The following is a 22448-nucleotide window of genomic DNA, read 5'->3' on the forward strand; positions in this document are numbered from 1 at the left end:
TTTCCTCGTCTTGGGGGAAGCTCAGCCAAACATCAGCTCACCCCAAGCACCTAATCCTATACCTCTTAGAGAGGCTTAGGATTTATTTTACTAAGATTTCCAAGCTTCCCCTGTGTCTGCCTCCCCTGTTAAGATCAACCAACATGTTAATTTTTACACTTACAATATTTATCGATTCGTGAAAACCTGTTAATACCTCTTTCCACCATTCCGTTTTATCTGAGAATAGACAAGGTGTACAGATTGCTACCTACTGGTAGCGATAGCCACCACTATGATATCATTGCTCTGGACGGCTCCGGCTCACTAAGCATTGATTTAGGTCGAAAGCGAAGGCCGGATGAGAAAAGCTACCTAAACTACTATTCCGTTTAAGCTGCCAAATGAAAATATGTATTCTGAAAAAAAATAAAGGTAGAAGGCAAACTGGTGATAAGGAAAGTCTTTCTGTTACCTTCTGCATCGCAAAGGGGAGGATTAATTCTTTCCAAGTCTAGGAGCATAGGCTCGAGAAGCGTACTCCTGCCCCGCAGAAAAGCACAAAATCAATGTTTAGCATTCAAAGTATAGAGAAAGTCTTATTTTTGAGTCTTAGCATTCACAGCCCCAGCACCCTATGCAGAAACGTTTTACCCTACTCCGGCATCTCCCCAAATTAGTATTTTTACTCCTAGCGCAGGCAACACAGGCGCAGAAACTTACCTGGGAGCCGCGCGAGGACCTGAACATACTTCTCCCCTCTTCTATCAAGGTGTATGAAACCAACACTCCCTTAGCCGACGGCGCACCACTGCGGGCCATGTATGCGACTGTGGATTTAAGGGATGAGAACCTTAAACTGCGAGCGGCCGGAGACCCGGCCAAACGCCAAACCACGCTGGAGCACTACCAGGACCATGATGCCGTATTGGCCATCAACGGTGGTTATTTTGGCCCTACAAGGTCGGTGAGCCTTTATATTTCTGATGGCGAGGTCGTGGAGCCCGGGCTTAAGCAGTCTGGCAGTAACTTCGTCACCCGAGGGGCTTTTGGCATGGTTAACGGCAAACCGGAGATCACCTGGACGTTTAACCCTTCGGAGAGCCTGGTCTACAAGTATAGCCAACCCAACCAACCGGGCAGGCCAGCCCCCAAGGCGCAGGGCGGGGAGCTGTGGTTACCCAGCCAGGCCGTGGGCGGTGGTCCGATACTCGTGAAAAAGGGCAAGCTGGTGGATGTAGGAACGGTAGAAGGTTTTGGCGCAGGGCATTTGGCCCGAAACCCGCGCACGGCCATTGGCTACCGCGATGAGCACACGTTAGTGATGGTAGTAGTGGATGGCAGGCAGGGCGCCAGCGCCGGGGTGACGATTAAGGAACTGGCAGGGATAATGCAGGGGCTTGGCTGCGTGGATGCGGTGAACCTGGACGGCGGTGGTTCCTCGGCTATGGTAGCGGCCGGAGAGGTGGTGAACATCCCAACGGACGTGCCGAACGGCAACCGCAACAGCCTCCGCAAAAACGCCAATGCACTGGTGCTGGCCGAGCAGGTGGAAAGGCCGAAGCGCGACATCACCTACATCGACACCGACAGCAAGCACTACACGGAGTATGGCCTGTGGCGCAACACTAACCACGCCAGCTTCTATGGCGCCACCCTCTCACGGCAGGCCGCTGCCGGTAGTGACTACAACAAAGCCAGGTACGGCTTTAACAGTATCGCCAAAGGCAAGTATCAGCTGGCTGCCTGGTGGACGGTAGACACCGCCAGTAATGCTCGAAATGTACCTTACGTGCTGCACCACAGCGGCAAAACCGATACGCTGTACGTAAACCAGAAAACCTACGCTACCAGCGGCCGCTGGAATGTACTGGGCAACTTTATACTTGGCCCCGCTGATTACCTGGAGCTCCTGGGGCAGGGAGAAGGCAAGAAAGTAGTGGCCGACGCCGTCCGCCTGGTGGCAATTGAGACATACCCCGAGCTACCTGCGCGCCGCGGCGACCTGCGCCTGGCCGTGATCAGCGACCTGAACTCCGGCCTGGGTGATGCCACCTACGAATGGCAGGTGGACAGCATCATGCAGCGCATACCGCGTATCTGGCAACCTGATTTGGTGGTATGCGGCGGCGACATGGTGGCCGGCCAGGGTGTGTCGGAAGCGGAAACGCTGGAGAAAATGTGGCGCGGGTTTGATAATCACATCGCTGCGCCGCTCCGCAAAGCCAAGATCCCGTTTGCCTTCACGCTCGGCAACCACGATGGCTCCCGCTCTTTTGCCATGGAGCGCAATGCGGCCGGCTCGTACTGGACCAAACCAGGGAACCTGCCAAACCTCAGGTTCATCGACAAAAGCAACTTCCCCTACTATTACTCTTTTGTGCAAGGAGATGCCTTTTTCGTGTCCTGGGAGGCTTCCTCGCCGGAGATAACCGAAGAAAACCTGCAATGGATGGAGGCGCAGTTTGCCAGGCCGGAGGCACAGCAGGCAAAGTACAGGTTTGTGCTGGGGCACATGCCGCTCTACGCCGTGGCGCAGGAGCGCGACTCCAAAGGTAACCTGCTCCACAACCCGGAGAAGCTGCAACAGCTACTTGAAAAGTATAAGGTACATACTTACATCAGCGGCCACCAGCATGCTTACTACCCGGGCAAGCGCGGCCAGCTGGAGCTGCTCAATGCCGGTGCTGCCGGCTCCGGCCCCCGCTCCTGGCTTACCTTGGAAAAGGCCCCGGTAAACACCGTCACTCTGGTGGATATCTTCTACGACCAGGATACGGTTATCTACACGACCTACGACATCGGCAAAGAAGCCTCGCAAGACATGGTGGTATTTGATGAAAAAGTGCTGCCGCAGTTTATCGAAGGGGTAAACGGCTACCTTATCCGCCGCGATGTAAGTTTAACAAGCAAGGCCTCCGGCACTTTCTCCGGGCTTCATCAGCTTAGCGCCCGCCCAACAGCAGCCACAGGCTCAGCGGAGGTACAGGTGCGCAACGGCAAAGTATACGTGAGTGGTGCGTTCAGTGAACTGCAAGGCAAAGCTACCGACATTGCCCTTTACCGTGGCCGCCACACCGAGCAGGGCGAGCAGGTGCTGCCGCTGAAGGTGAAATCCAGGAACGGACACAAGGGCAGCTTTAGCGGAAGTATGGACGCGCCTGCCGGCTTTAACGAGCTGCTATCGGTGGGGGCCTTCTACATCCGTATTACAACCGACAAGAACCCGGACCAAGAGGTACGGGCTCAACTGTACCCAGCTGCCAATCAGGCTCCGGGGGCAGTGGCCGTGAACTCCCACAACACCCGCAACGTGTACGCTGTACGCTCTACGGAGGCTCTTTTCGGCGTGAGCTGGCCCAAAGCTGTTGATCCAGACGGAGATTTTGTTTCCTATACTTATCAGCTGGCCACCGACTCCTCTTTCCAGAACCTGTTGTGGCACAAGAGCACTGGCCGCGTGTCAGGTATAAAACCGCGTGAGCAGGATTGGTACGCGTTGCTGCAAAACGCTGCCGAGGGCGAGGCGTTGACTTTCTACCACCGTATCATCGCCTCCGATGGTAAGCATGTTACGTACGGACCGGCACAGCTTTTTAGGATGATGAAGAGCAACGAGCCGCTGGAGGATTTTGTGGAGGTGCCAGCCCCGAAGTACAGATTTGCTGGCAAACTAGCGGATGGTGCCGGCTACGGAGCCAAGTGGGACAGGCAGGGCAAACTGTGGCTGGCCAGCTACAACGGAACGCTGCACATCAAAAACCCTGACGGCTCTGATGCGTCCTTCTCGCCGCTGGAAAAAGTGACGGTAAACGGGCAGGAGTATCATCTAAAAACCATAGGAGGGATTGGAACCGATGCCGACGGCAACATCCTGATCGCGCGCAACAGGCACTTGCTTAAAATCGATGCCGTCACCGGGGAAGGTATAGCAGCCTGGGAGGTGCCTGCAGGCGGAAGGGCCATCACCTCGCCCCGGGCAAACGACAAAGGAGAAGTATACGCGATGTCGCTGTTTGGCGAGGATCCAAATTACGTGCTGAAGCAGAGTGAAAACCAACTGCATACGTTTGAGCTGGTGCGCACTATTCTGCTGCCAGACCGCATACTTGCCCGCGAGTTCGCCATGACGCCCGACGGAAAAACCTTATACTTCCCAAATTCTGGAAGCCCTTACATACAAGTATACACCAGCCAGGATGGGATAAAGTATAAGCTGCAGGAGAACATCACGAGCACAGCCGCCGGCTGCAACGCCATAGAGGTAGGCCCAAACAATACCCTCTGGACGGTCGTGCGTGCCAGCGGCGTGGTACCCGCCACCTTCCACTTCCGTGACGAGCAAAGCAAGAAGATGTGGACGCTGGAGCTGCCGGAACTGGACGGGGCTGAAGCACGCGGCCTAGGTGTTTCCGCCAACGGAGACACCCTCATCTTCTGCAGCTGGGACAAAGGCGGCGGCTTTTACAAGTATGTGCTGGAAGAGGGGGCCCAGATCCGGACGACCGGCAAGTAGGCCTTTTGGCCCGGTCTGTTGACTGAAGGCCGACAGTCTTCAACAAAGCCTACTCCCTTACAAAAGCGAGCATAAATGTTAGAAAGCTTCTGTGCCAGCTGTCCAGCTGGCACAGGACTAATCAACGTCTTTGTTCTTATGGAGCCCTCAGAATAATTTCAGTACGGAAGGGGAAGCACCTAAAAAGTGAGTGAATAAAAGTGAAGTCCTTATGGCATTATAAAGCTTTCTGGTTTGGGCTGGAAACGTAAAACAAGTCACATCCGAAGAAAACTGTCTAAAGCCAAATGAGCAGGAGTGATAACACCGCCTGATTATGCACCAGCCTTTGACGCTGCAAAGAGCGCGTACACTTCATTCCGTATCCTATCATAGTTCGCCAATAAAAGCTGGTCCCTCTGTTGAGGACTGCCAAAATCATAAAACCTGGGTAAGTCAGGATAGTAGCTTTCTTCTCTTCGCAACTGTTTAGGGTCTATTGCTATCTTGCAGTGGTAGGTGCCACCTACACACTTGCCCCTGTACTTTTTGCTTTCCACAGCCACCTGTCCTACCAGTTCACCAGCCTGCAGGCTGGCTATTTTAGATGCCGGAATCAGTGGCCCCATCTCCTCGCTCATACTAACGGTGGTACGGCTGCGGTCTATGCTGAGTCCCTCCTTCAGCTGCCTCACCCTTCCAAAGAGCTTCTCCAGCCAATCCAGCGTTTCTTTGTGGCGGGCAGCGCCGGAAAGCACATTGGCCGCTACCGAGCAAATAGTATCAGCTGTTTCCCGGCCATACTGCTGCCGTAACTGCGGAAGCTCCTGTAAGCCTAAAAGGACGGCTATCCGGTTGCTGCGGCCAGTCGCAATCAGGTTTTCCACCCGGTGTATGTAAAGTGTGGGGGACTCATCCACCACCAGAGCGCAGGGCAGGTTTCCCCTGGTGTTGATCAGGCGTGTGATCCGGTTGATCACAAGGGCGTTGCAGGCCGAATTAGTACTTTGCGTGGACGGCTCATTAGCTATTACCAGCACGGCAGGGTTATCCGGGTTGGAGATCTTGAGGTCAAAATCGTCCCCTGACAGGATCCAAAAAGTTTCCTTTGTAGCCAGCCGGCCTATGTTGATCTTCAGTGTCCCGATCTGCCCTTCCAGTTGTTCAAAAGCCTTATGCCTATAGGCGGTGGCAAAGGGAGAAAGCATGCTCTCGAGCTCGGGCTCAGAGAAGAGTGCGTCGAAGATCTGGTCATAGCTCAGACTTATAAAAGAAAGAACATGCGGAAACGAAGAATACCGTCCCCCTACGTGGCGGCTCAGGAAGTAGATGCAGCTGGCTAAAAAATTAACGGCAGACTGGTTGAAGAACTGTGCAGCGCCAGATGCTCTGTCTCCTTTCCGCAGGGCCTCCAGCAGTGCCTCGGCTGTCTCGATGGCATCAGCCAGGGTGGGCAGGTACTCCGGCTTTAAAGGGTTGCACCTTTTGCTGTGCTCCAAACTGCTAAAATTGATCACCTCAAATTTATGTTTTGGTATTATCCCCCTTCTCCTGTTGGCCAGGTAGTGGTAATAGGTGGCTTTGGCCAAGTCAGGGAACTTAAAATCATAAACCATCATCGAAAAGCCTTTTCTCAACAGCTGCCGAATAAAGGGTAGCACTACCGAAATGGACTTTCCCGAGCCGGGCGTCCCTATGAGCAGTGTGCCCCGGAAAGGATTTACCAGGTTGAGCCAACCACGCTGCCGCCGCTTCTTGTAATAAAAATGCATTGGGATATTAACCGAATAGGGTGTGCAATCAGGTTTTAATGGCTGCGCAAAAGACTCGTTCTCTACATTGAACTGGTCCTGGAGGAGCCGGTGCTGCAAGTGCTTTGATATATTATCCAGGGCCATATGGACCAGAACGGCTCCTGAAAGCGATAGCAGCATGTAGAGGGCATCCGGCAGCGAGACGCCTGCCAGGAGCATTAGGTTGCTTTTAGGGGTATAAAAGAAACCTGCCCCAAAGAAAAGAACGCAACCAAGCAGCAAAGGAAGAAAAATACCACGGAGCAGATCAAGCTCCGGATCCTTGCGGGCCCTGGTCCCCATGCTTACCAGCAGAATCAGTCCGAAAGTAAAAGCCTTTGAAAAGTAGATGTGCTCATAAATAATTATGCGCTGCAGCCGCTGAAAAATCGGCTGCAAGGGGTGAAGACAGGAGGTATCGTTAAAAAGGAAAACAGCCCCCTCCACCAGTATCGTAAAGTAGACAAGCCCTTGCAGAAAAGAGTAAAGCGTTTTAAGCTGGGTGGATTCTTCCATCTTCTTAGTCGACAGCGGTTTGGTCAGGAGGCTGGAAAATGAGCTAAGGTCAAATCTTGCCACATGGCAAGGCGCAGAAACAAGAAATACGAATACTACCAGGCCCTGAAACAGCGAGCCTGCCCGGGAGCTCACCGTGTCTCCCACGCTGGCGCACGACAAGGAGGCATATGCAGGTTAAAGCATGTCTGCTTGCAGCACGTCTGAATAGTCGATTTTAAGGGAGATGGTGCGCCCTGAAATCTGCTCCTCGGCCACCTCAATATGGAACACCTTTTCCTCTGGGAAAGTAAACTTCCTGAACACAAACACGTTCCGGTACTGGCGCTTGAAGTGCCCCGTGTCATAAAGCTGAAAACTGGGCTGTAGCTCCACCTGCTGAAAGTTAGTGGCCTTCACAACCTTTTTATCCTCTAGCTTAAACCGTATTTGATCGACCGTATAGGGAATGTTGGTGTCGTTTCTAAGGGAGAGATCAATAAAGAAATAGTCCCCCACCGTATAGATGTTGTTCAGCCTTGCCCGCATCCCCTGCCCTTTCGTAGTCACACTGTTGAACCGGGGTTTTCGCTGGAGGGCCAGCAGCGCAAACCGTGCCATGTCCTCCCGGCTCATGGCCACAGCTGGGTTCAGGTAATCATCTAATTGGGTAGGGTCTATACGCACCTCCGTGTCTGCCCGATCCGCTCGGCTATAGGCTAGCTTATACTGTACAAGGAAGCGCTCTCCGACGATGGTGATAACACCCGGATTTGCGCCACCGTGCTTGGGTTTGACCCGAAGGATGTTGGCGACAGGTATGTCCCCGGCTACATCATCTGTGGAGATATCCACGTATTGTATCGGCTCAGGGCTCACAATATGCGTGGAGATGCTTTCATGCACGTGCACTACCTGAAGGGAATCCTGTGCCGAGGCTGAAAACAGCAGGGCAAACAACACATATAGAAGCAGTAGCTTTTTCATATTACAGGGCTTTGTTATCTATCAAATAAACTAGGGTGTTGTACTTCAACTTAGCTTTGTTCTTCCGGAGGGCTTTGCCTGCGGCGCGGGTGGTGGTTTGAGAAACCCTTTCCAGAATAGAATAAAGCACTTGGCTGGCATTGTCAGGTGAATCCTCAAAAGTAAATGAATGACCACTGCTCACATTCCCGGCAAGCTCTTTTGTAAAGTCCCGGAACTGCGAATCCGGGACATACAGCCCCGCCAGGCCATCGTTGTCGTAGATACTTAGGTCTACCGGGATAATTTGATCCCCGTAGAGTATAGAGCGGATGGCTATCTCAATTCGTTGGGCACTAAAACCGGAAACCGTACCATACAGGTAACTGCCTTTCTTGATTTCATAGTCCCGGACATAGATGTCATCCAGCAAGCGAATCCTGATCCTGCCACCTTGCATCACCTTCAACCCTTCGTCCAGAATAGCTTTGACAAAGGGCTCCTCACTGTCGGCTGTAATGGTATTGAAAAAGGCTCTATTCGTATTCCTGCTTTTGGTCACGGGTAACGGTGCCGGCTCTTGCTTTTCGGAAGCCGGTACTTTGGCCATTGGCGGCTGTGGCCCCCTACGAGAAGGCACAGGTTCCTCTCCTACCCGGCTCAGGCTGTCCATAAACATCATCTGCTCCCGGAACAGCCGCATCTCCGCTTCATATGCCGATTCAACTTTTCGCGTAGGTCGGGTTGACCGTCCAGGCACAGCGGCAGTAGCAGATGCATAGCGCTCTGAGCTGAGGCGCTGCCGCTGGCTTACCCGCTCCATAAACTCCTCCGGCTGCTGATCCGATAGGATACGGTTATGGAGACTGTCGAGCATCCGCCGCTCCTCCTCCGTGTACACGCTGCCATAGGCAATGTCCCTGGGGTCTACCCTGTCCTCCCCGATTTCCTGCATGGCCGAGTAGTCGGTCCTATACTTAAACTCGTCCCGAAAAGCCGAGAACTTATCCTTTATTTCCCGCTTTCCGAGGCTCGCATCCGGAAGGGAGGTATTAAGGGCTGTTGTCTCGGTAAGTTCCACTTTCGTTTGTGCGGCGGTGGCCGCCGGTGTCATGTCCAGCCACAGGTAATTAAGCAGGACAAGGAAAGGGAGTATGATGAGCGGGATGGCATACCTAGGATGCCGAAAGTTAATTCTCTTCATGGATGATTCGGTTTAAACGCTGATCAATAGCTTTGAGAAAAACACCGTCTTGGGCACGCAGGCTGTCAGGATTCAGCTGCCTGGCTGTGTTATAGAGCTTTATCAGCTCCAGCATATCTGCGGTAGTCGACCTGCCTATAGTCATCTTGTCGCCAGAAGTATCAAGCTGCCTGTACAGCTTGCCAGCCGACACCGCATAGGTTCCTTGGTGCAGGTGCCGGACGACTATTAGCCCTATGACAGCCACAGACAGTAAAACCAGCATGGCCAGCACCACTGCTTTAGGATTCGAGGCACAGTAGTCCCTGGCACTTTCCTTGAGGGATGAAAGCCATTGCTTTATGTTACCGCTAAAAGGATTTCTTTTCGACATACTCCAAGTCCTTGTTCATGACCGTTTTCCAGTTTTTTATCAAAAGTCCATGGGGGTTGTTGGCTGTGCGCGGCACTTCCTCAAGATCCCCCTCTGTGACAAGAAGCCTTTTCATCACAGAGGTCTCCCGCTCAATGCGCTGTGTGGCGTAGTAGGTAAAGTGCCTGTTTTCGTCCACTTTAACGCTATCGGTTTTGATCGTCAAAACCGCAGAACTAGCCAGTATCTGGTTGTAATAGCCCTTCTCCTTCAAGTTGTTGTATTGCGCCAGCCCGGATTCATCCACTAGGTACATGGCCTTGGAGATGTTGTTCTTGATGTAGGCGTCATCTGGAGGTAACGTGAAGAATAGCAGGTGAAACATGTTCACGTGCGACTTGTACTCTACTGTCCGGTTTACCCCCAGCTCGGTCTGCTCCACCAAGAGCGGCACCGAGTGGTCGATCACATAGATCTTCTTCCGCTGCTCCTCGGCATAACGAAAGGCAAAGGCGCAAACTGTACCTACTATAATGATGGAGGATATAAAGCTGCCGATACTCACGGCAAATGCCAGCTTCATTTTCTTTTCGAGGTTGTTTATCATAGCAAGCGCTTTTTAGTTTATTTTAAAATTCCTCCGGCCGCCTTCGCAGCTCCTCCTGCCATTGTACCAATGGCATTACCCACACCCGTGGTGTGCACGATCCAGGTGGAAATAATAGGAATGGTCAGCAAGGCCAATCCTCCCACAATCAAGGAAACGATGTAGAAACTAATGCCGCCCGAGGGGAAGGAAACGTAGGCAATGAACATCTCTTCGTTGCCCAATACTGCCTTCAGGATATCTATTTCCTTCATCAACCCATACTTGACCAGCACAAAGGCAATGGACATAACGATATAGCCCAGTCCCGAGTACAGCCCTACAGAAATATAGCGGGCAATCCAGGTCAGGTAGGAGTCTCGAAAGCCCGGCAGCACGCTAAGGGCAAAGGAGAAGGGGCCCAGGATCACCAGAATGCCTGCAAAGATGATCTGCAGGAAATAGATAATGTAGGAGCATACCTGAAAGATGCTGATCACCATCCACTCCACCACCATCATCGCCGTAAAGTGTAGCTTGGCCATCAGCATCAGGTAATACCCTTTCATTTTGTTAAACAGGGGCTGCAGGTCAATCCCCATGGTTTCGTACCAGCTCGCGTCACTGGCCTCACTCTCAATCCGCTCAAACTCGGCGCTGCTCTCAGAGAGCTTTCGAGCCACACTGTCCACCAGCGCGAGGCGTTCCCGGTGCAAATCCTCCACTTGGTCTACCTGTGCGCCGTACATGCCTTTTGCCTGATCATTGACTAGCTGCAGCGGCAGGTTCACAGCGTCGATAAACCCTGGCCAGAAAACAATCACCAGTGTCAGGGCGAAAGGGCGCAGCAAAGGCATGATGCGAAGCGTTTCATCCCCGGCCATCATTTTGTAAGCCTCTAGGCCGAAGTACAGCAACATGCTGATGGCGCAAAGGGCCTGCGCATCATACAGAAAAACACTCACCAAATCCTGTATATTGAGAAAGAGCCCGTCGAACAGGTCAAATACGGCTTTATCGATCAATTCACGCATGGCATCAGTCGGTTAAGTCCTGACTCGTTTTAAAGAGAGAGATGAGCCGCCTGAAATCATTCCTCAAGGCCGTAAGCTCCCCGATGTATACCCGCAGCTGCTCCCCTTTTTTGGCATCGTCCAGGTAAGCGTCCAGGATGATCCCGATGTCGGCGTTGATTCTATCCCGCTCGGCATGGATGGCCAAAATATAATCTGTCTGCACCCCGGCCTGCACCGCCTCGGCATTCATTCCCAATAGGGCAGTGTTGAGTTCATCGATCTTCTTTTTATACAACAGGTGGTAGCCTTTATTCAGGGACCTGTCGGCAAACTTGAACATCTCCTGCTCATATACCTGGCTTACAGCTTCCTCCTGCGCCTGGGCCTTCATCCTGTTCTGGCTCAGCAAAGCCATGGTAGGCGCAAGCTGCAGCATGTTCCGCCTGTCAGGTCCTTTCCTGTACTTATTATGGAAAAGAATAAAGTACAATTTCGGGTTGAACTTTCCCCAACGGGTAACAACCTCCCGCTCCAGCTGGTACCTTGTGTTTTTACTGTTAACTGGCTGCACGCCCTGCCCCAGGGCATCTGTGAAGAGTATAGGAAGCAGGGCCAGGCATAAAGTGGGTACAAATATAGAATTCATAGCAATAGAGATAATTTACTTCTTGATTGCCTTGTACTCATCCTTCAGGGAGCGGATGATCGCCTGGCTGTTGTTAGGGTAGGCAAGTCCCATCGGGTTCATGGTCTTCAAAAGCCCCGCGTACTTGGCCACACGCATCTTGCGGGTAATGGAATAGGCCAGGCCCCGCATCACTCGCAGCTCGTCCACCACATGGCGGATCAGGGTGAGCCTGTCGGCGTTGTTCATCAGGTTCACATCCGTGCCGATGACAGCCACCTGGTAGATATAGGTAAACAGGTCAGATGTCCGGTTGAGCAGCTCCAGTTCTGTCTTGGCAGCGATCAAAAGCAGCTCGTTATCACCGCGCGCCAGTTCCATCATTTGGTTTTGGTAGCGGCCTATGTCTGCGGCAATTTGGGAGGCGTAAATAATGTTTTTACTCTGCCCGATAATGGATTGCACGGATTTAAGGGAGTTGTACATCTTTTCCTCCAGCTCCTTGATCTGCGTCATCTTTAGGCTGATGGTCGTCTGCAGGGCCGCGATCTTTCCTTCGTTTTCCTTGATGTCGTTTAAGGCCGCCTGCTGGGCCGTGTGGTTCACAACAAGTGTGGAGACCACCGCCGGGTCAAAAACAACCTGCTGGGCTAGTACATGACCTATTACCAGGCTCATGAAGCTAAGCGTGTAGAGGTACTTTCTCATAACTGCGTTGCAAAACCAGGTGAACAAACTCATGTAGCTTGAGCCCTGAGGCCCTAAAGTCAGCGACAAACCTTTCCAAGGCCTCTATGTAATTTCCATACTTGCTCAGGTACACGTGCATGGCCTCTTTTTCCTGGCGCTCGGTGGTAAAGGTCATGTACTCTTCCAGCGATACCTCCACGCCGTACACCTCACCGGTGGCCCCGCGCTTGATGTAGACTTCCTTGAAGCGGCCCCGCCCGGCTTTGTTGTCGAGGCTGTTGATGGTAAATATCTTTTTGCGCTCCACCTCATTGAGGGAGAGCAGCGCGGCGATCTCATCGAAATTGTCGCGGAACTTGGTCTGGTCCAAAAGGCAGATGGTATCGGAGTTGTTGATGATAGAGTTCTTAACCACAACATTGCCGATGATATCATCCAGCTCCTGTGTCACGACCACGGCCTCCCCCCAGAATTTGCGGACCGTTTTATAGACGTAGAGGATATAGCCGGCCATCAGTGGAGAGGCAATGGCCTTCCAGGCCTCCTCGATGATGAGCGCCTTACGGTTCTTCTTGTGGCGCATCTTCTGAAGGAACACATCCATAATGATCAGGGTGGTGATCGGGAAAAGTACCTTATGCTCCTTGACGGCATCAATTTCGAAAACAATAAAGGGCTCGTCAAACAGGGTAGTATCCATTTCGTTGTTCAGGATCTGCCCATACGCCTCCCCTTTGCAGAACTTCTTAAGGATAAAGCGGTAGCTTGTCAGGTCAAAGTCAATAGCCTCTTTTTGCGTAATTTCGTCGATCTTTCTGATGGAGAAGTCATAAAAGGACTGGAAGGAAAGGTAGCTGCTCTCCAAGCCGTTTTCAAAGTAGTGCTGGTAATAGGAAGTGATAACGGAAGAGAGGACGCTGTCCTCAATTTGGCTGACAGTGCCCTCGGCACCTTTCCAGAGCAGGCCCACCAATGATTTGAGAAACTCCCGCTTCTCCTCGTTGAATTCGGCGGCAGAGATCCGGAAGGGGTTCATGGTGATCGGCTGCTCCTCGGAGTAGGTAATGTAGCGGCCCCTGTAGTAGGCACACAGGCCGGAGTAACTATGTCCGGTATCCACCAGGATAACATCTGTGTGCTGCAGGGCATACTGCCGGATCAGGTGGTTCATGAAAAACGACTTCCCCGCTCCCGAGGGTCCAAGCACGAACTTGTTACGGTTGTTCATCCGGCCTGAGAAGACGGGCGCATCACTCGTGTCAATCGTAATGGGTATCCCCTGCCGGTCCGTGAAGTAAACCTGAAAAGCGGATGGCTCGTTTTGGGGCAGGCGCTCTTTAAAAAGCAGGCATAAGGCCGCATCTGAGGTCGTCATAAACTTGTCATACCCTTTCAACTCTGACACATTTCCCGGCAGCGCGCAACGGAACAGCTCAAGCTGGTTGTAGGCGTTTTGGGAAGGGATAATGCCAATGGAAAACAAGGCACTTTCCAGGAAGTTGACAGCACGGTCCAGCTTCTTTTCTTTTCCTGACAGCAGCACGCTGTAATGCCCGTACACAAGCAGCTGGTTATCCTTGGCGACGGCCGCCAGAACCAGGTCAATATCCTGCACACTCAGATCATTGGCCGGGTCAGGTATGGAGAGGTGCTTCTTTCTTTTGGCCTGCAGCCTGGCCAGCTCCTGGCGCTGCTCAGGGATCTGGATCACCTGGTTATACACCAGGCAGTCACATTCTGGCACCAGGTATAAAAAATGCAGCAGGTCCGCCGGTAGCTTATCCCCGTGGGGAAGCGTTGACACCGGGCTGAGGCTGGAAGGAAGGTTTACTTCATCTATATCCACTAGACTCAGGCTCCTGATTACTTTTTCGCCCATACGCAGGCGCTCACCGGATACCTGGAAGTTCGTAAGCGCGTAAGCCTGGTCTGAGAAGTTGAAGGCGAGCATGCGCGAAATAAACCCCCATATCTCCCGCTCCCTTAAGGCCCGCGGCTGGAAGGACTTGTGTTCCAGGATGTCGAGTGCTTTGGTGATGTTTCGCTCGAAGGCGGCAAAGTCCCTGGCATCATAGGTAAAGAAATGCGAGCGGTGCACTTCCCTTGTGACGGTCAGGTAGGTGCTCCCCTCCTGGTACGCCCTGCCCGCAAATGTCTCCTGGAACCGCTGGCTCAGGAAATCATCAGCCTGTCGGGGCTTGTAGCGCTTTCGGGTTAATACGTCTGTTTTCTGAAGGGTATAGCCCGGGCCCAGTACCTTTACCAGGCTGGCAAAGGCCTTATGGAAGTCCGCGTATGCCTTTGCATCGGCACAGTACTGCAACACTGGGTTGTGGAGCTGGATGATGACCGAGTAGTCACCGCATGCATGGTATAAAATGTCATACGCATGGTGGCCGATACCGATGTAAGGAAGGCCAAATCGTTGTTTCTTCATAGTAAGCCTCATGGTTTAGGTAGGAGAAATTGTTTTGCTCGCCACCACTGGCGAAGGACGCCGCCACTGGGTGGGCATGATGTATATTCCGCTGGACCGGGTCTTCTGGTGCAGGCCCTTTTTCTGCTGCATGGCTGTAAAGCACAGGCAGCCGCCGGTGATCACCAGCAGGGCCAGTAGCCCGCAAAAGAAGTTGACCGCCACCGACAGGACCACGGCTGCCAGGAAGCCGGAGGCAACACAGCTTAGTCCCCAATAGATGTACCGGCCTTTCAAGGACTTGAAGACAAGGGGCTTCTGCAGCCCCTTGTACACCTCAAACCCAGCATTCGCTGCCGTGTCCATGGCTACACCCCAAAGAAGGCTTTAATCACCACGCCCACCACCATCAGAAACACGCAGGACCCCATCCATCCCATCACGGCCTTCTGGGTATCCTGATCTCCAGAATTCCATTTGATGTAGACCCTGACGCCTCCTATCAGGCCCACGATGGCCCCGATGATCAGAATCAGGTTGCCTACCGGGTCTATGTAGGTCTGCAGCTCAGAGGCGCCGGCATCTATGCCGGTGGCCCCTTGTCCGAAGACCGGGGCGGCGGCGAGCACCGCCAGGACAAGAAGGATAGCTAACTTTTTCATGTGCTAAAGGATTTTATGGTTTGACATTGGGTATGGCTTGCCTGGTGGCTCCCTCCCTGCAGGAAAGGGAGAGGAATTCCTTTTTTAAAGGATCAGGAGGAGTGCTCCTCCTGCCTGTCATGCTCTCCCGGGTCAGGCCCTGGAGACACTGGCAGGGTATAGCTGGTGACAGTGTCGGGGGCCTCTTCGCTGCCCTTGCGCCTGCCGTACAACTCAAAGAGGACAAGGCCTGTGTAGTAGGCCGCGTACAGGGCCGTGCTTGTTAGCAAAAAAGTATTCCAGCTCATGGTGTCCTGGCGTTAGTGGTTCCTGCCGATCGCCTCGTGCCCTACCGGCCTGCGATGCGTTGGTGGAATGTACTGGCAAACTTTTTTTGTGAGCACGCCAACTTGATGAACAGCAGTTTACTTGTGATGAAAATGGGGGTGTCTTTAGATGTACCGTGTATGGGCAAATCAAATACAGCAGCAGCGGGAATTAGCGGGACATCCTTTCCCGGGCCGGTCCCGTTTAGAGCCGAAAAAGGGTCCACAGCAGCTCTTCTGACAGGCAGGCAGCCCGGTTACCCGGCAGGGGGACGAACGGCCTCCCAGGCTCTGATGGACCTGCCAACACTATTATCCACACAAACCACACAGGCTCATGAAAAAAGAAGCGCGCCAGAACCAAAAGCAGGGAAAGCCCTGGAAACCTGTCTCCCGCGTACACGGAAAGCTGGCCAAGACGTGTTTAACCGAGACCGAGAAACTGCTGTTGAAGGCAAAGGCCAGGGCAGCGGGCATGTCGGAGTCGCAGTGGCTGCGGGCGGCCGTCAAGCAACGGACGGTCGTGGCCAGGCTCACGCCCGGGGAAGCAGTCTTTGTGCGGCACCTTACCTGTCTCCACAACTACGTGAACCTGATCCGGCAGCAAGCTACCCGGCAGGGCCTCACTACGCTGGAGCGCGCCTGCCAGGGGGCCGAAGAAGAAATGGATCACCTCCTTAGCTACCTGGACTGCGATGATCGGGAAAGTAAGCATGAGTAAGAGCATTGCGGCCTCCGTGACCTATGTGGTCGGCAAGCCGGAGGCGCGTATCCTGGCGGCAGACGGGCTCAGGACCGACAGCGTGGCGCACATGATTCGGGACTTTAGCCTGGTAAGCAAGCTTAACCCCGAGCTCGAGAACAAGGTAGGCCATATATCCCTGAGCTGGAGCCGGAAAGACCGGGAAAAGCTTTCGCCGGAAGTGTTAGTGACCCGGGCCCGGGAATACCTGGAAAGGATGGGCATTCGCAACACGCAGCACCTGATCGTCGAACACCGCGACACGCAGCACCCGCATGTGCACATCCTCTACAACAAGGTCAGCTATGCAGGCAGGGTGATCGAGGCTGACTTTCAGCTGCCGCGCAGCATGCGGGTGATCAGCGAGATGATAGCCCGCTATGGCTATCATCTGCATGCGGGGAAGGATGCGGTCAACCGGCAACGACTGAACCCTTCGGAATCCGCCCGCTTTGCCCTTTATGACGCGCTTCGCCCCCTGCTGGGAGAGGCCAAAAGCTGGGAGGAGCTCCGGGCGAGGCTGCAAAGGCAGGGCATTACCCTGCGTTTTAAACTGGACAGCGGCACGGGCAAGGTGCTGGGCGTGAGCTTTAAGAAGGGAAACTATAGTTTCAAGGGGTCGGCCATTGACCCCGGACTGAGCTATAGCAGCATCTCCCGCCAGCTAGAGCACAACCTGCAGGCCCGGCTCCAGCGGCTGAGGGCAGGCGTGGGGCGCCAGGCTTTCCCTGACCAACAGCAGGCACTTGCACAGGCAGTCCAGAAGGAAAAAGGACAAATCAATGGACTCCAGCCCGAAAGAAGGGCAGATGCCCGACAGGCGGAAGCACAGAAACAGGAGACACGGCAGGCGCTTAACAGGAACCTATGGAAATGGTAGAGTTATCAGACAGGCTAACGGACGCGGAGGCCCTGCTCGCTTTACAGGCCAGGCAACTCAGGGAGCTGGAAGCGACGCAGGCCAGCAGCCAGCAGCCAGACCACAGCGCGGCGCTGGCCGAGATCAGGGACCTTCTGCGGAAAGCACCTCCTCCTGAGGATTTCGAGGCCCTGACTGCCCAGCTCGGGGCGGTTCAGCATACGCTTTCGGCCATACCCAGGGCGCTGCCCGTTGAGCACCACCACCACATGGAGGACAGCGCCAGATGGTTTATCATCGGGGGACTGGTGCTGCTGCTCATCACCGCGCTGGCCACGGGCCTGTGTTTTAGCCTGTACAGGGAAAACAGCAGGCTAGAAGGCCGTGACGTGCAGTACCGCCTGCTCGGGCTCTATTACCCGGAGGCCACACACTGGGCAGACAGTGTGTACCGATCCCACCCGGGCAACCTGCGAACGTTTGTTGAACAAGAGGAGGCCAGGCAGGGGTCGCTGACACAGGCAGAAGCGCTGGCAAAACGCAAAGAGGAAGAAGCAAGGGAAGCCGCACGGCAGGTGGAAAAGCTCAGGCAGGACACCCCATAAGGGGATCCTTCGAGTAGTTTGGTTTACCAAGGAAGGGAAGAGCGGCTATCTGTTGGGTATACTTGCTACTATAGGCTTTCGGATTGAAGGCTGTGACAGCTAGTCACCTATTGTCCGCACATGCACTTCAGCTTACCTGCAGAACTATCTCCCCACTACCTCAAACGCAAGGTATATAGCTGTGTGCTCACCCTAAATGCAGGCTTAAACGCAAGCGGCTAACCTGCCTGCTTTTCCTTGAGCAACTGGGCAAGCAGTTCATTCTTCTCCCGCTCGCTTTTCAGGAGCGCGTCGTACAGCTCCACGATTTTTTCGATAGGGTTGAAGTTATACTGGTTCAACATGCCGACCGAGTTATCATTCATTGTGTTTATGTGAAACACAGCCCCCTCTTCCGAAAAGTTCTCAATCGCTTCCGGGGTGACGCCTAGGGCCCTGGCTATTTTCTCCAGCGTGGCTTTGTCCATGTCTTCTTCCTGTTCAATTCTGGAAATGTTCTGCTGGGTAGTTCCCAGGTCATTGGCCAGAGAAGCCTGCTTCACTCCCAAAGCGGTTCTCATTCTTCTTACGTGGTCGCCCAGGTGTATGGGTCTTTTTCTGACTGCTGTTTCCATAGAACTAATATACAAAAATAATCCTATTTAGCCAAGAAATATTTTCTTGTAATAAACAGTTGTTTTGTTGTTAAATACAATAGCAGGAAGCACAGAAGCTCCTGCACCTGCGAAAAAAATACAGGCTAAAGATATATGCTCTTCTGCACAAACCAAAACCTGCCTTTTTACATCTAGAGATTAGATCCTACAAAATGCTGGTAGAGTTGGTAATTCTCTTCATCAAAACACACAAAAACCACCTGCTTTATACTTGTCTCGTGCTCCTGCAAGTATGATTTTACCGCCTCCACGGCTACCTTGGCGGCCTTGTCCTTGGGATAGCCATATACGCCCGTGCTGATGTTGGGGAAAGCGATACTTTTTACACCGTTCTCTTCGGCCAGCTTCAGGCTGTTGCGGTAGCAGTTAGCCAGCAACTCCGGTTCCCCCTTGCCCCCGCCGTTCCATACCGGTCCTACTGTATGGATCACATAGGTTGCCGGCAGGTTGCCTGCAGTCGTGATCACAGCTTCTCCGGTAGGACAACCCCCTTGCCGCGCCCGTATCTGTTTGCACTCCTCCAGGATGGCTGGTCCGCCTGCGCGGTGTATGGCACCGTCCACGCCTCCCCCGCCCAGCAGGCTGTTGTTGGCAGCATTTACTACTGCGTCTACCTGTACTTTGGTGATATCCCCCTGCTGCACTTCTACTGTTGTCTTACGCATCGTTTAACTTTTTCATAGCAACTGATTATCAACTAAGCTGCGGGATCAGTGGCTCCGTCTGACTACCTTAACACGTCTGTAGGTTTACGAATCTACAATTCCCCTTCCCTAAAACTATTCCCAGCGCATACTTGTTGCACAGTAGAGGATTTGCCTTTTCAGGGGGAATAATTTGTTTGTATCTTTGCAGGGCAATCGCAACTTATACTATGGCTATCACAAAAGAAGATATACTAAAAGCCCTCAGCTATGTAGAGGAGCCGGACCTGGGCAAGGACCTGGTGACGCTGAACATGGTGGAGGATGTGCAGGTGGATGGCAAGAACGTGAGCTTCACGGTGATTCTGACCACGCCGGCCTGCCCGCTGAAAGACCTGATCCGCAACGCTTGCGTTAACGCTGTTCACGCAATGGTGGATAAAGAGGCGGAAGTAACCGTGAACATGACCTCGCGCGTTACCTCCGGCCGTGGCGACACCTCCGAAGTGCTGCACGGGGTGAAGAACATCATTGCCGTGGCCTCGGGTAAAGGCGGGGTGGGTAAATCTACCGTGACCACGAACCTGGCCATTGCCCTGGCCGAGAGTGGTGCCCGCGTTGGTTTGATTGATGCCGACATCTCCGGACCTTCTATTCCTACCATGTTTGGCGTGGAGAACGAACGCCCGTACATGGTGCAGGGAGATCACGGAAAGAACTACATACAGCCGGTGGAGAAGTATGGTGTAAAGATGATGTCGATCGGTTTCCTGACGCCTGCCGATGGCGCGGTGGTTTGGAGAGGCCCGATGGCCAGCTCTGCGCTACGCCAGTTTATCTCTGACGTGGAGTGGGGTGAGTTGGACTACCTGCTGCTGGACCTGCCTCCAGGAACTTCCGACATCCACCTGACGATGGTGCAGGCCCTGCCAGTAACAGGCGCCGTGATTGTCACCACGCCGCAGAAGGTGGCTTTGGCAGACGCCATTCGTGGCCTGCAGATGTTCCGCCAGCCGCAAATTAACGTGCCGGTGTTGGGTATTGTGGAGAACATGGCGTACTTTACACCTGCCGAGCTTCCGGAGAACAAGTACTATATCTTTGGCCAGGGTGGCGGTAAGTCGCTTGCCGATAAGTTTGACGTAGCCCTGCTGGGTCAGGTGCCTATTGTGCAAAGCATTCGCGAGAGTGGCGACGAAGGAACTCCGGTCGTGCTGCAGAACGATTCTCCGGCGAGCGGTGTTTTCAAAGAGTTGGCCCAGTCTGTAGCCCAGCAGGTATCGCTGCGCAACGCGACCATGGCCAAAACAAAACCAGTAGAAATCAAAAGCTAAAAATACATGGCAGCCACAAACGTAGATCAGGATTTCATGCTCCGCATCGAGTCGGCCCTAGACCAGATAAGGCCTTATTTAGAGGCTGATGGCGGGAACGTAAAGGTGCTGGAGGTAACAGACGAGATGGTGCTGAAACTCGAACTGCTGGGCGCCTGCGGCTCCTGCCCCATGTCTACCATGACGCTGAAGGCAGGTGTGGAGCAGTCGGTGCTGCGTGCGGTGCCAGAGATCAAAGCCGTGGAAGCTGTTAACGTGACTCCTACCGAACTCTAAAGTATAGAGGTAAAACATACAAATTACCGAGAGGTGTGGCTGCAGCAGTAGCCACACCTTTTTTGTTGCCCTTTGTAGAGGCGCCATACTTTGGAGGCCTGTACAGCAACAGCTTCAAGGAAAACATCAGTGCCTGCCAAAGCCAGTGCCTTTAAGGTATGCTTTTGTAAAGAACATCGTGATCCAGGCACAACAGCTTCACCTTCCCCACTAAGTTCCTTATCAGAATGACAGGAGGTATTTTCGACAGAACACCTCTCTTCTTCAACGGCGGCACCGGAAGTATAAAATTCATGAAATCAGTTTTAATCATTCTGATTCAGCGCCCGAAAAAACTATATTTGTACTACAGCTAAACCAGAACGAACGACACGATGATAAGAGCGAACGACCCATCTCTGCACTCCTGGATCGAGATTGACGCTAACAGCGATTTCCCCATTCAGAACCTGCCCTTCGGCATTTTCCGCACACAGGACCGCGACCCGCGTGTAGGCGTAGCCATAGGCGAGTACATCCTGGACCTCTGCGAACTGGGCCGCCGCGACTTCTTCGAGCTCATCGACCTAGACCCGAACGTTTTCCACCGCCCCTATCTGAACGATTTTATAGCCTTAGGCAAACCGGTTTGGCGGGCTGTGCGCAACCGGGTCTCCGAGCTGCTCCGCAACGACAACGACGAGATCAGCGGCAACAGCAACCTGATCCGGGCCGTGCTGGTGAAGCAAAGCGAGGCAACCATGATGCTGCCGGTAAAGGTGGGTAACTATACCGACTTCTACTCCAGCATTGAGCACGCCACTAACGTGGGCACCATGTTCCGCGACCCCAACAACGCTCTGCTGCCCAACTGGAAGCACATCCCGATCGGGTACCACGGCCGTGCCTCTTCCATTGTGGTGTCTGGTGTGGATATTCATCGCCCAAATGGCCAGACCAAAGCCCCGGATGCCGAGGCGCCCACTTTTGGCCCTTCCAGGCTGCTGGACTTTGAGCTGGAGGTAGCGTTTATCACGGGCAGGGAAACGCAACTGGGCGAAAGTATAACCCCTAACGAGGCTGATGATTATATCTTCGGCCTAGTGCTCTTTAACGACTGGTCGGCCCGCGACATGCAGACCTGGGAATACGTGCCGCTGGGCCCGTTCCTGGCCAAGAGTTTTGCCTCCTCTATCTCGCCTTGGGTGGTTACGCTGGATGCCCTGGAACCGTTCAGGGTAAAAGGGCCGGTGCAGGACCCTAAGCCGCTGCCTTACCTGGAGTTCACGGGCAACCACAACTACGACATTAAGTTGGAGGTGCTGCTGCAGCCGGAGGGCGGCGAGGAGAACAGCATCTGCCGCTCTAACTTCAAGTACATGTACTGGAACATGAACCAGCAACTGGCGCACCAGAGCAGTAATGGCTGTAACATACAGGTGGGCGATATGTATGCTTCCGGAACAATCAGCGGCTCCGAGAAAGACTCCTATGGCTCCATGCTGGAACTCACCTGGCGCGGCACTAACCCGCTCAAGCTCTCCGATGGCTCCGAGCGCAAGTTCATCAACGATGGCGACACAGTGATCATGCGCGGCTTTAGCGAGCGCAACGGCATCCGCATCGGTTTCGGAGAGGTGCGTACAAAGGTGCTACCGGCTGTTTAGTTGCTGGTTGTTCGTAAATAGTTATTTGTTACCGGTTAAAGACCGGATTGTTGTGAGACAGCTGACGCGTTCACGCTCTAACTTCTAAACTCTTTGACTCCC

The 22448-nt window shown here is 53.5% G+C and carries 21 protein-coding genes; 7 read left to right on the forward strand and 14 right to left on the reverse strand.

Annotated features, from left to right (window positions below; translation table 11 throughout):
* The first annotated feature begins 616 nt into the window (after positions 1-616).
* Positions 617-4495 (forward strand): phosphodiester glycosidase family protein, encoded by a 3879-nt coding sequence (locus PXG97_RS06165; protein WP_276496841.1) that lies wholly within the window; start codon positions 617-619, stop codon positions 4493-4495.
* Between the two features lie 314 nt (positions 4496-4809).
* On the opposite strand, the gene PXG97_RS06170 is transcribed toward PXG97_RS06165, so the two are convergent.
* From PXG97_RS06170 to PXG97_RS06225, 12 genes are all read right to left on the reverse strand, one after another.
* The gene (locus PXG97_RS06170) at positions 4810-6783 is read right to left on the reverse strand and encodes a type IV secretory system conjugative DNA transfer family protein (RefSeq protein WP_276496842.1); all 1974 of its coding nucleotides are present in this window, start codon (positions 6781-6783) and stop codon (positions 4810-4812) included.
* 177 nt (positions 6784-6960) lie between these two features.
* The gene (gene traN / locus PXG97_RS06175; protein WP_276496843.1) at positions 6961-7749 is read right to left on the reverse strand and encodes a conjugative transposon protein TraN; all 789 of its coding nucleotides are present in this window, start codon (positions 7747-7749) and stop codon (positions 6961-6963) included.
* Between the two features lies 1 nt (position 7750).
* Positions 7751-8932 (reverse strand): conjugative transposon protein TraM, encoded by a 1182-nt coding sequence (gene traM / locus PXG97_RS06180; RefSeq protein ID WP_276496844.1) that lies wholly within the window; start codon positions 8930-8932, stop codon positions 7751-7753.
* Positions 8919-9305 carry a hypothetical protein gene (locus PXG97_RS06185; protein ID WP_276496845.1) on the reverse strand — a complete coding sequence of 129 codons (387 nt, stop codon included), beginning with the start codon at positions 9303-9305 and terminating at the stop codon, positions 8919-8921. Before PXG97_RS06185 ends, traM begins: the two co-directional genes overlap by 14 nt.
* Positions 9283-9891: a conjugative transposon protein TraK gene (gene traK, locus PXG97_RS06190; protein WP_276496846.1), complete on the reverse strand. Its 609-nt coding sequence runs from the start codon at positions 9889-9891 to the stop codon at positions 9283-9285. The genes PXG97_RS06185 and traK overlap by 23 nt, the downstream gene beginning before the upstream one ends.
* A 17-nt stretch (positions 9892-9908) precedes the next feature.
* Positions 9909-10904 carry a TraJ family protein gene (locus PXG97_RS06195; RefSeq protein ID WP_276496847.1) on the reverse strand — a complete coding sequence of 332 codons (996 nt, stop codon included), beginning with the start codon at positions 10902-10904 and terminating at the stop codon, positions 9909-9911.
* A 4-nt stretch (positions 10905-10908) separates the two neighbouring features.
* A complete protein-coding gene (locus PXG97_RS06200; RefSeq protein WP_276496848.1) occupies positions 10909-11532 on the reverse strand; it encodes a hypothetical protein in 624 nt (207 codons plus the stop codon).
* Positions 11533-11547: 15 nt separating this feature from the next.
* The gene (locus tag PXG97_RS06205; protein WP_276496849.1) at positions 11548-12219 is read right to left on the reverse strand and encodes a plasmid transfer protein; all 672 of its coding nucleotides are present in this window, start codon (positions 12217-12219) and stop codon (positions 11548-11550) included.
* Positions 12194-14638: a TraG family conjugative transposon ATPase gene (locus PXG97_RS06210; protein WP_276496850.1), complete on the reverse strand. Its 2445-nt coding sequence runs from the start codon at positions 14636-14638 to the stop codon at positions 12194-12196. The genes PXG97_RS06205 and PXG97_RS06210 overlap by 26 nt, the downstream gene beginning before the upstream one ends.
* 15 nt (positions 14639-14653) lie before the next feature.
* Entirely contained in the window at positions 14654-14983 is a 330-nt protein-coding gene (locus PXG97_RS06215) for a DUF4133 domain-containing protein (protein ID WP_276496851.1), read from the reverse strand.
* Between the two features lie 2 nt (positions 14984-14985).
* The gene (locus PXG97_RS06220) at positions 14986-15279 is read right to left on the reverse strand and encodes a DUF4134 domain-containing protein (RefSeq protein ID WP_276496852.1); all 294 of its coding nucleotides are present in this window, start codon (positions 15277-15279) and stop codon (positions 14986-14988) included.
* A 92-nt stretch (positions 15280-15371) separates the two neighbouring features.
* Positions 15372-15566 carry a hypothetical protein gene (locus tag PXG97_RS06225; RefSeq protein ID WP_276496853.1) on the reverse strand — a complete coding sequence of 65 codons (195 nt, stop codon included), beginning with the start codon at positions 15564-15566 and terminating at the stop codon, positions 15372-15374.
* A gap of 355 nt (positions 15567-15921) precedes the next feature.
* On the opposite strand from PXG97_RS06225, the gene PXG97_RS06230 reads away from it, so the two are divergent.
* Genes PXG97_RS06230 through PXG97_RS06240 form a run of 3 tightly spaced genes read left to right on the forward strand, consistent with a single transcriptional unit; the run spans position 15922 to position 17790 of the window.
* Entirely contained in the window at positions 15922-16305 is a 384-nt protein-coding gene (locus tag PXG97_RS06230; protein WP_276496854.1) for a plasmid mobilization protein, read from the forward strand.
* Positions 16298-17206 carry a relaxase/mobilization nuclease domain-containing protein gene (locus PXG97_RS06235; protein ID WP_276496855.1) on the forward strand — a complete coding sequence of 303 codons (909 nt, stop codon included), beginning with the start codon at positions 16298-16300 and terminating at the stop codon, positions 17204-17206. The genes PXG97_RS06230 and PXG97_RS06235 overlap by 8 nt, the downstream gene beginning before the upstream one ends.
* Positions 17200-17790, forward strand: coding sequence for a hypothetical protein (locus PXG97_RS06240; RefSeq protein ID WP_276496856.1), 591 nt, complete (start codon positions 17200-17202; stop codon positions 17788-17790). Before PXG97_RS06235 ends, PXG97_RS06240 begins: the two co-directional genes overlap by 7 nt.
* A gap of 218 nt (positions 17791-18008) precedes the next feature.
* Here the strand turns inward: PXG97_RS06240 and PXG97_RS06245 are convergent, their stop codons facing one another.
* Together PXG97_RS06245 and PXG97_RS06250 are read right to left on the reverse strand one after the other, a co-directional pair.
* On the reverse strand, positions 18009-18404 hold the full coding sequence (locus PXG97_RS06245) for a helix-turn-helix domain-containing protein (protein ID WP_276496857.1): 396 nt from the start codon (positions 18402-18404) through the stop codon (positions 18009-18011).
* Between the two features lie 173 nt (positions 18405-18577).
* Complete coding sequence (locus PXG97_RS06250; RefSeq protein ID WP_276496858.1) at positions 18578-19111, reverse strand: O-acetyl-ADP-ribose deacetylase; 534 nt, start codon at positions 19109-19111, stop codon at positions 18578-18580.
* Between the two features lie 209 nt (positions 19112-19320).
* Between PXG97_RS06250 and PXG97_RS06255 the strand changes: the two genes are divergently transcribed.
* From PXG97_RS06255 to fahA, 3 genes are all read left to right on the forward strand, one after another.
* On the forward strand, positions 19321-20424 hold the full coding sequence (locus PXG97_RS06255) for an Mrp/NBP35 family ATP-binding protein (protein WP_276496859.1): 1104 nt from the start codon (positions 19321-19323) through the stop codon (positions 20422-20424).
* 6 nt (positions 20425-20430) lie between these two features.
* On the forward strand, positions 20431-20700 hold the full coding sequence (locus PXG97_RS06260) for a NifU family protein (protein ID WP_266051998.1): 270 nt from the start codon (positions 20431-20433) through the stop codon (positions 20698-20700).
* A gap of 374 nt (positions 20701-21074) precedes the next feature.
* Positions 21075-22346 (forward strand): fumarylacetoacetase, encoded by a 1272-nt coding sequence (gene fahA, locus PXG97_RS06265; RefSeq protein WP_276496860.1) that lies wholly within the window; start codon positions 21075-21077, stop codon positions 22344-22346.
* The last annotated feature ends 102 nt before the right edge of the window (positions 22347-22448 follow it).

It is taken from the genome of Pontibacter litorisediminis (genome assembly GCF_029360645.1).
GTDB classification, from domain to species: Bacteria; Bacteroidota; Bacteroidia; order Cytophagales; family Hymenobacteraceae; genus Pontibacter; species Pontibacter litorisediminis.

Coding starts and splice junctions, on each gene's coding strand:
- PXG97_RS06165 (WP_276496841.1), top strand. CDS start 617: ATGCAGAAACGTTTTACCCTACTCCGGCATCTCCCCAAATTAGTATTT.
- PXG97_RS06170 (WP_276496842.1), bottom strand. CDS start 6,783: ATGGAAGAATCCACCCAGCTTAAAACGCTTTACTCTTTTCTGCAAGGG.
- traN (WP_276496843.1), bottom strand. CDS start 7,749: ATGAAAAAGCTACTGCTTCTATATGTGTTGTTTGCCCTGCTGTTTTCA.
- traM (WP_276496844.1), bottom strand. CDS start 8,932: ATGAAGAGAATTAACTTTCGGCATCCTAGGTATGCCATCCCGCTCATC.
- PXG97_RS06185 (WP_276496845.1), bottom strand. CDS start 9,305: ATGTCGAAAAGAAATCCTTTTAGCGGTAACATAAAGCAATGGCTTTCA.
- traK (WP_276496846.1), bottom strand. CDS start 9,891: ATGATAAACAACCTCGAAAAGAAAATGAAGCTGGCATTTGCCGTGAGT.
- PXG97_RS06195 (WP_276496847.1), bottom strand. CDS start 10,904: ATGCGTGAATTGATCGATAAAGCCGTATTTGACCTGTTCGACGGGCTC.
- PXG97_RS06200 (WP_276496848.1), bottom strand. CDS start 11,532: ATGAATTCTATATTTGTACCCACTTTATGCCTGGCCCTGCTTCCTATA.
- PXG97_RS06205 (WP_276496849.1), bottom strand. CDS start 12,219: ATGAGAAAGTACCTCTACACGCTTAGCTTCATGAGCCTGGTAATAGGT.
- PXG97_RS06210 (WP_276496850.1), bottom strand. CDS start 14,638: ATGAAGAAACAACGATTTGGCCTTCCTTACATCGGTATCGGCCACCAT.
- PXG97_RS06215 (WP_276496851.1), bottom strand. CDS start 14,983: ATGGACACGGCAGCGAATGCTGGGTTTGAGGTGTACAAGGGGCTGCAG.
- PXG97_RS06220 (WP_276496852.1), bottom strand. CDS start 15,279: ATGAAAAAGTTAGCTATCCTTCTTGTCCTGGCGGTGCTCGCCGCCGCC.
- PXG97_RS06225 (WP_276496853.1), bottom strand. CDS start 15,566: ATGAGCTGGAATACTTTTTTGCTAACAAGCACGGCCCTGTACGCGGCC.
- PXG97_RS06230 (WP_276496854.1), top strand. CDS start 15,922: ATGAAAAAAGAAGCGCGCCAGAACCAAAAGCAGGGAAAGCCCTGGAAA.
- PXG97_RS06235 (WP_276496855.1), top strand. CDS start 16,298: ATGAGTAAGAGCATTGCGGCCTCCGTGACCTATGTGGTCGGCAAGCCG.
- PXG97_RS06240 (WP_276496856.1), top strand. CDS start 17,200: ATGGTAGAGTTATCAGACAGGCTAACGGACGCGGAGGCCCTGCTCGCT.
- PXG97_RS06245 (WP_276496857.1), bottom strand. CDS start 18,404: ATGGAAACAGCAGTCAGAAAAAGACCCATACACCTGGGCGACCACGTA.
- PXG97_RS06250 (WP_276496858.1), bottom strand. CDS start 19,111: ATGCGTAAGACAACAGTAGAAGTGCAGCAGGGGGATATCACCAAAGTA.
- PXG97_RS06255 (WP_276496859.1), top strand. CDS start 19,321: ATGGCTATCACAAAAGAAGATATACTAAAAGCCCTCAGCTATGTAGAG.
- PXG97_RS06260 (WP_266051998.1), top strand. CDS start 20,431: ATGGCAGCCACAAACGTAGATCAGGATTTCATGCTCCGCATCGAGTCG.
- fahA (WP_276496860.1), top strand. CDS start 21,075: ATGATAAGAGCGAACGACCCATCTCTGCACTCCTGGATCGAGATTGAC.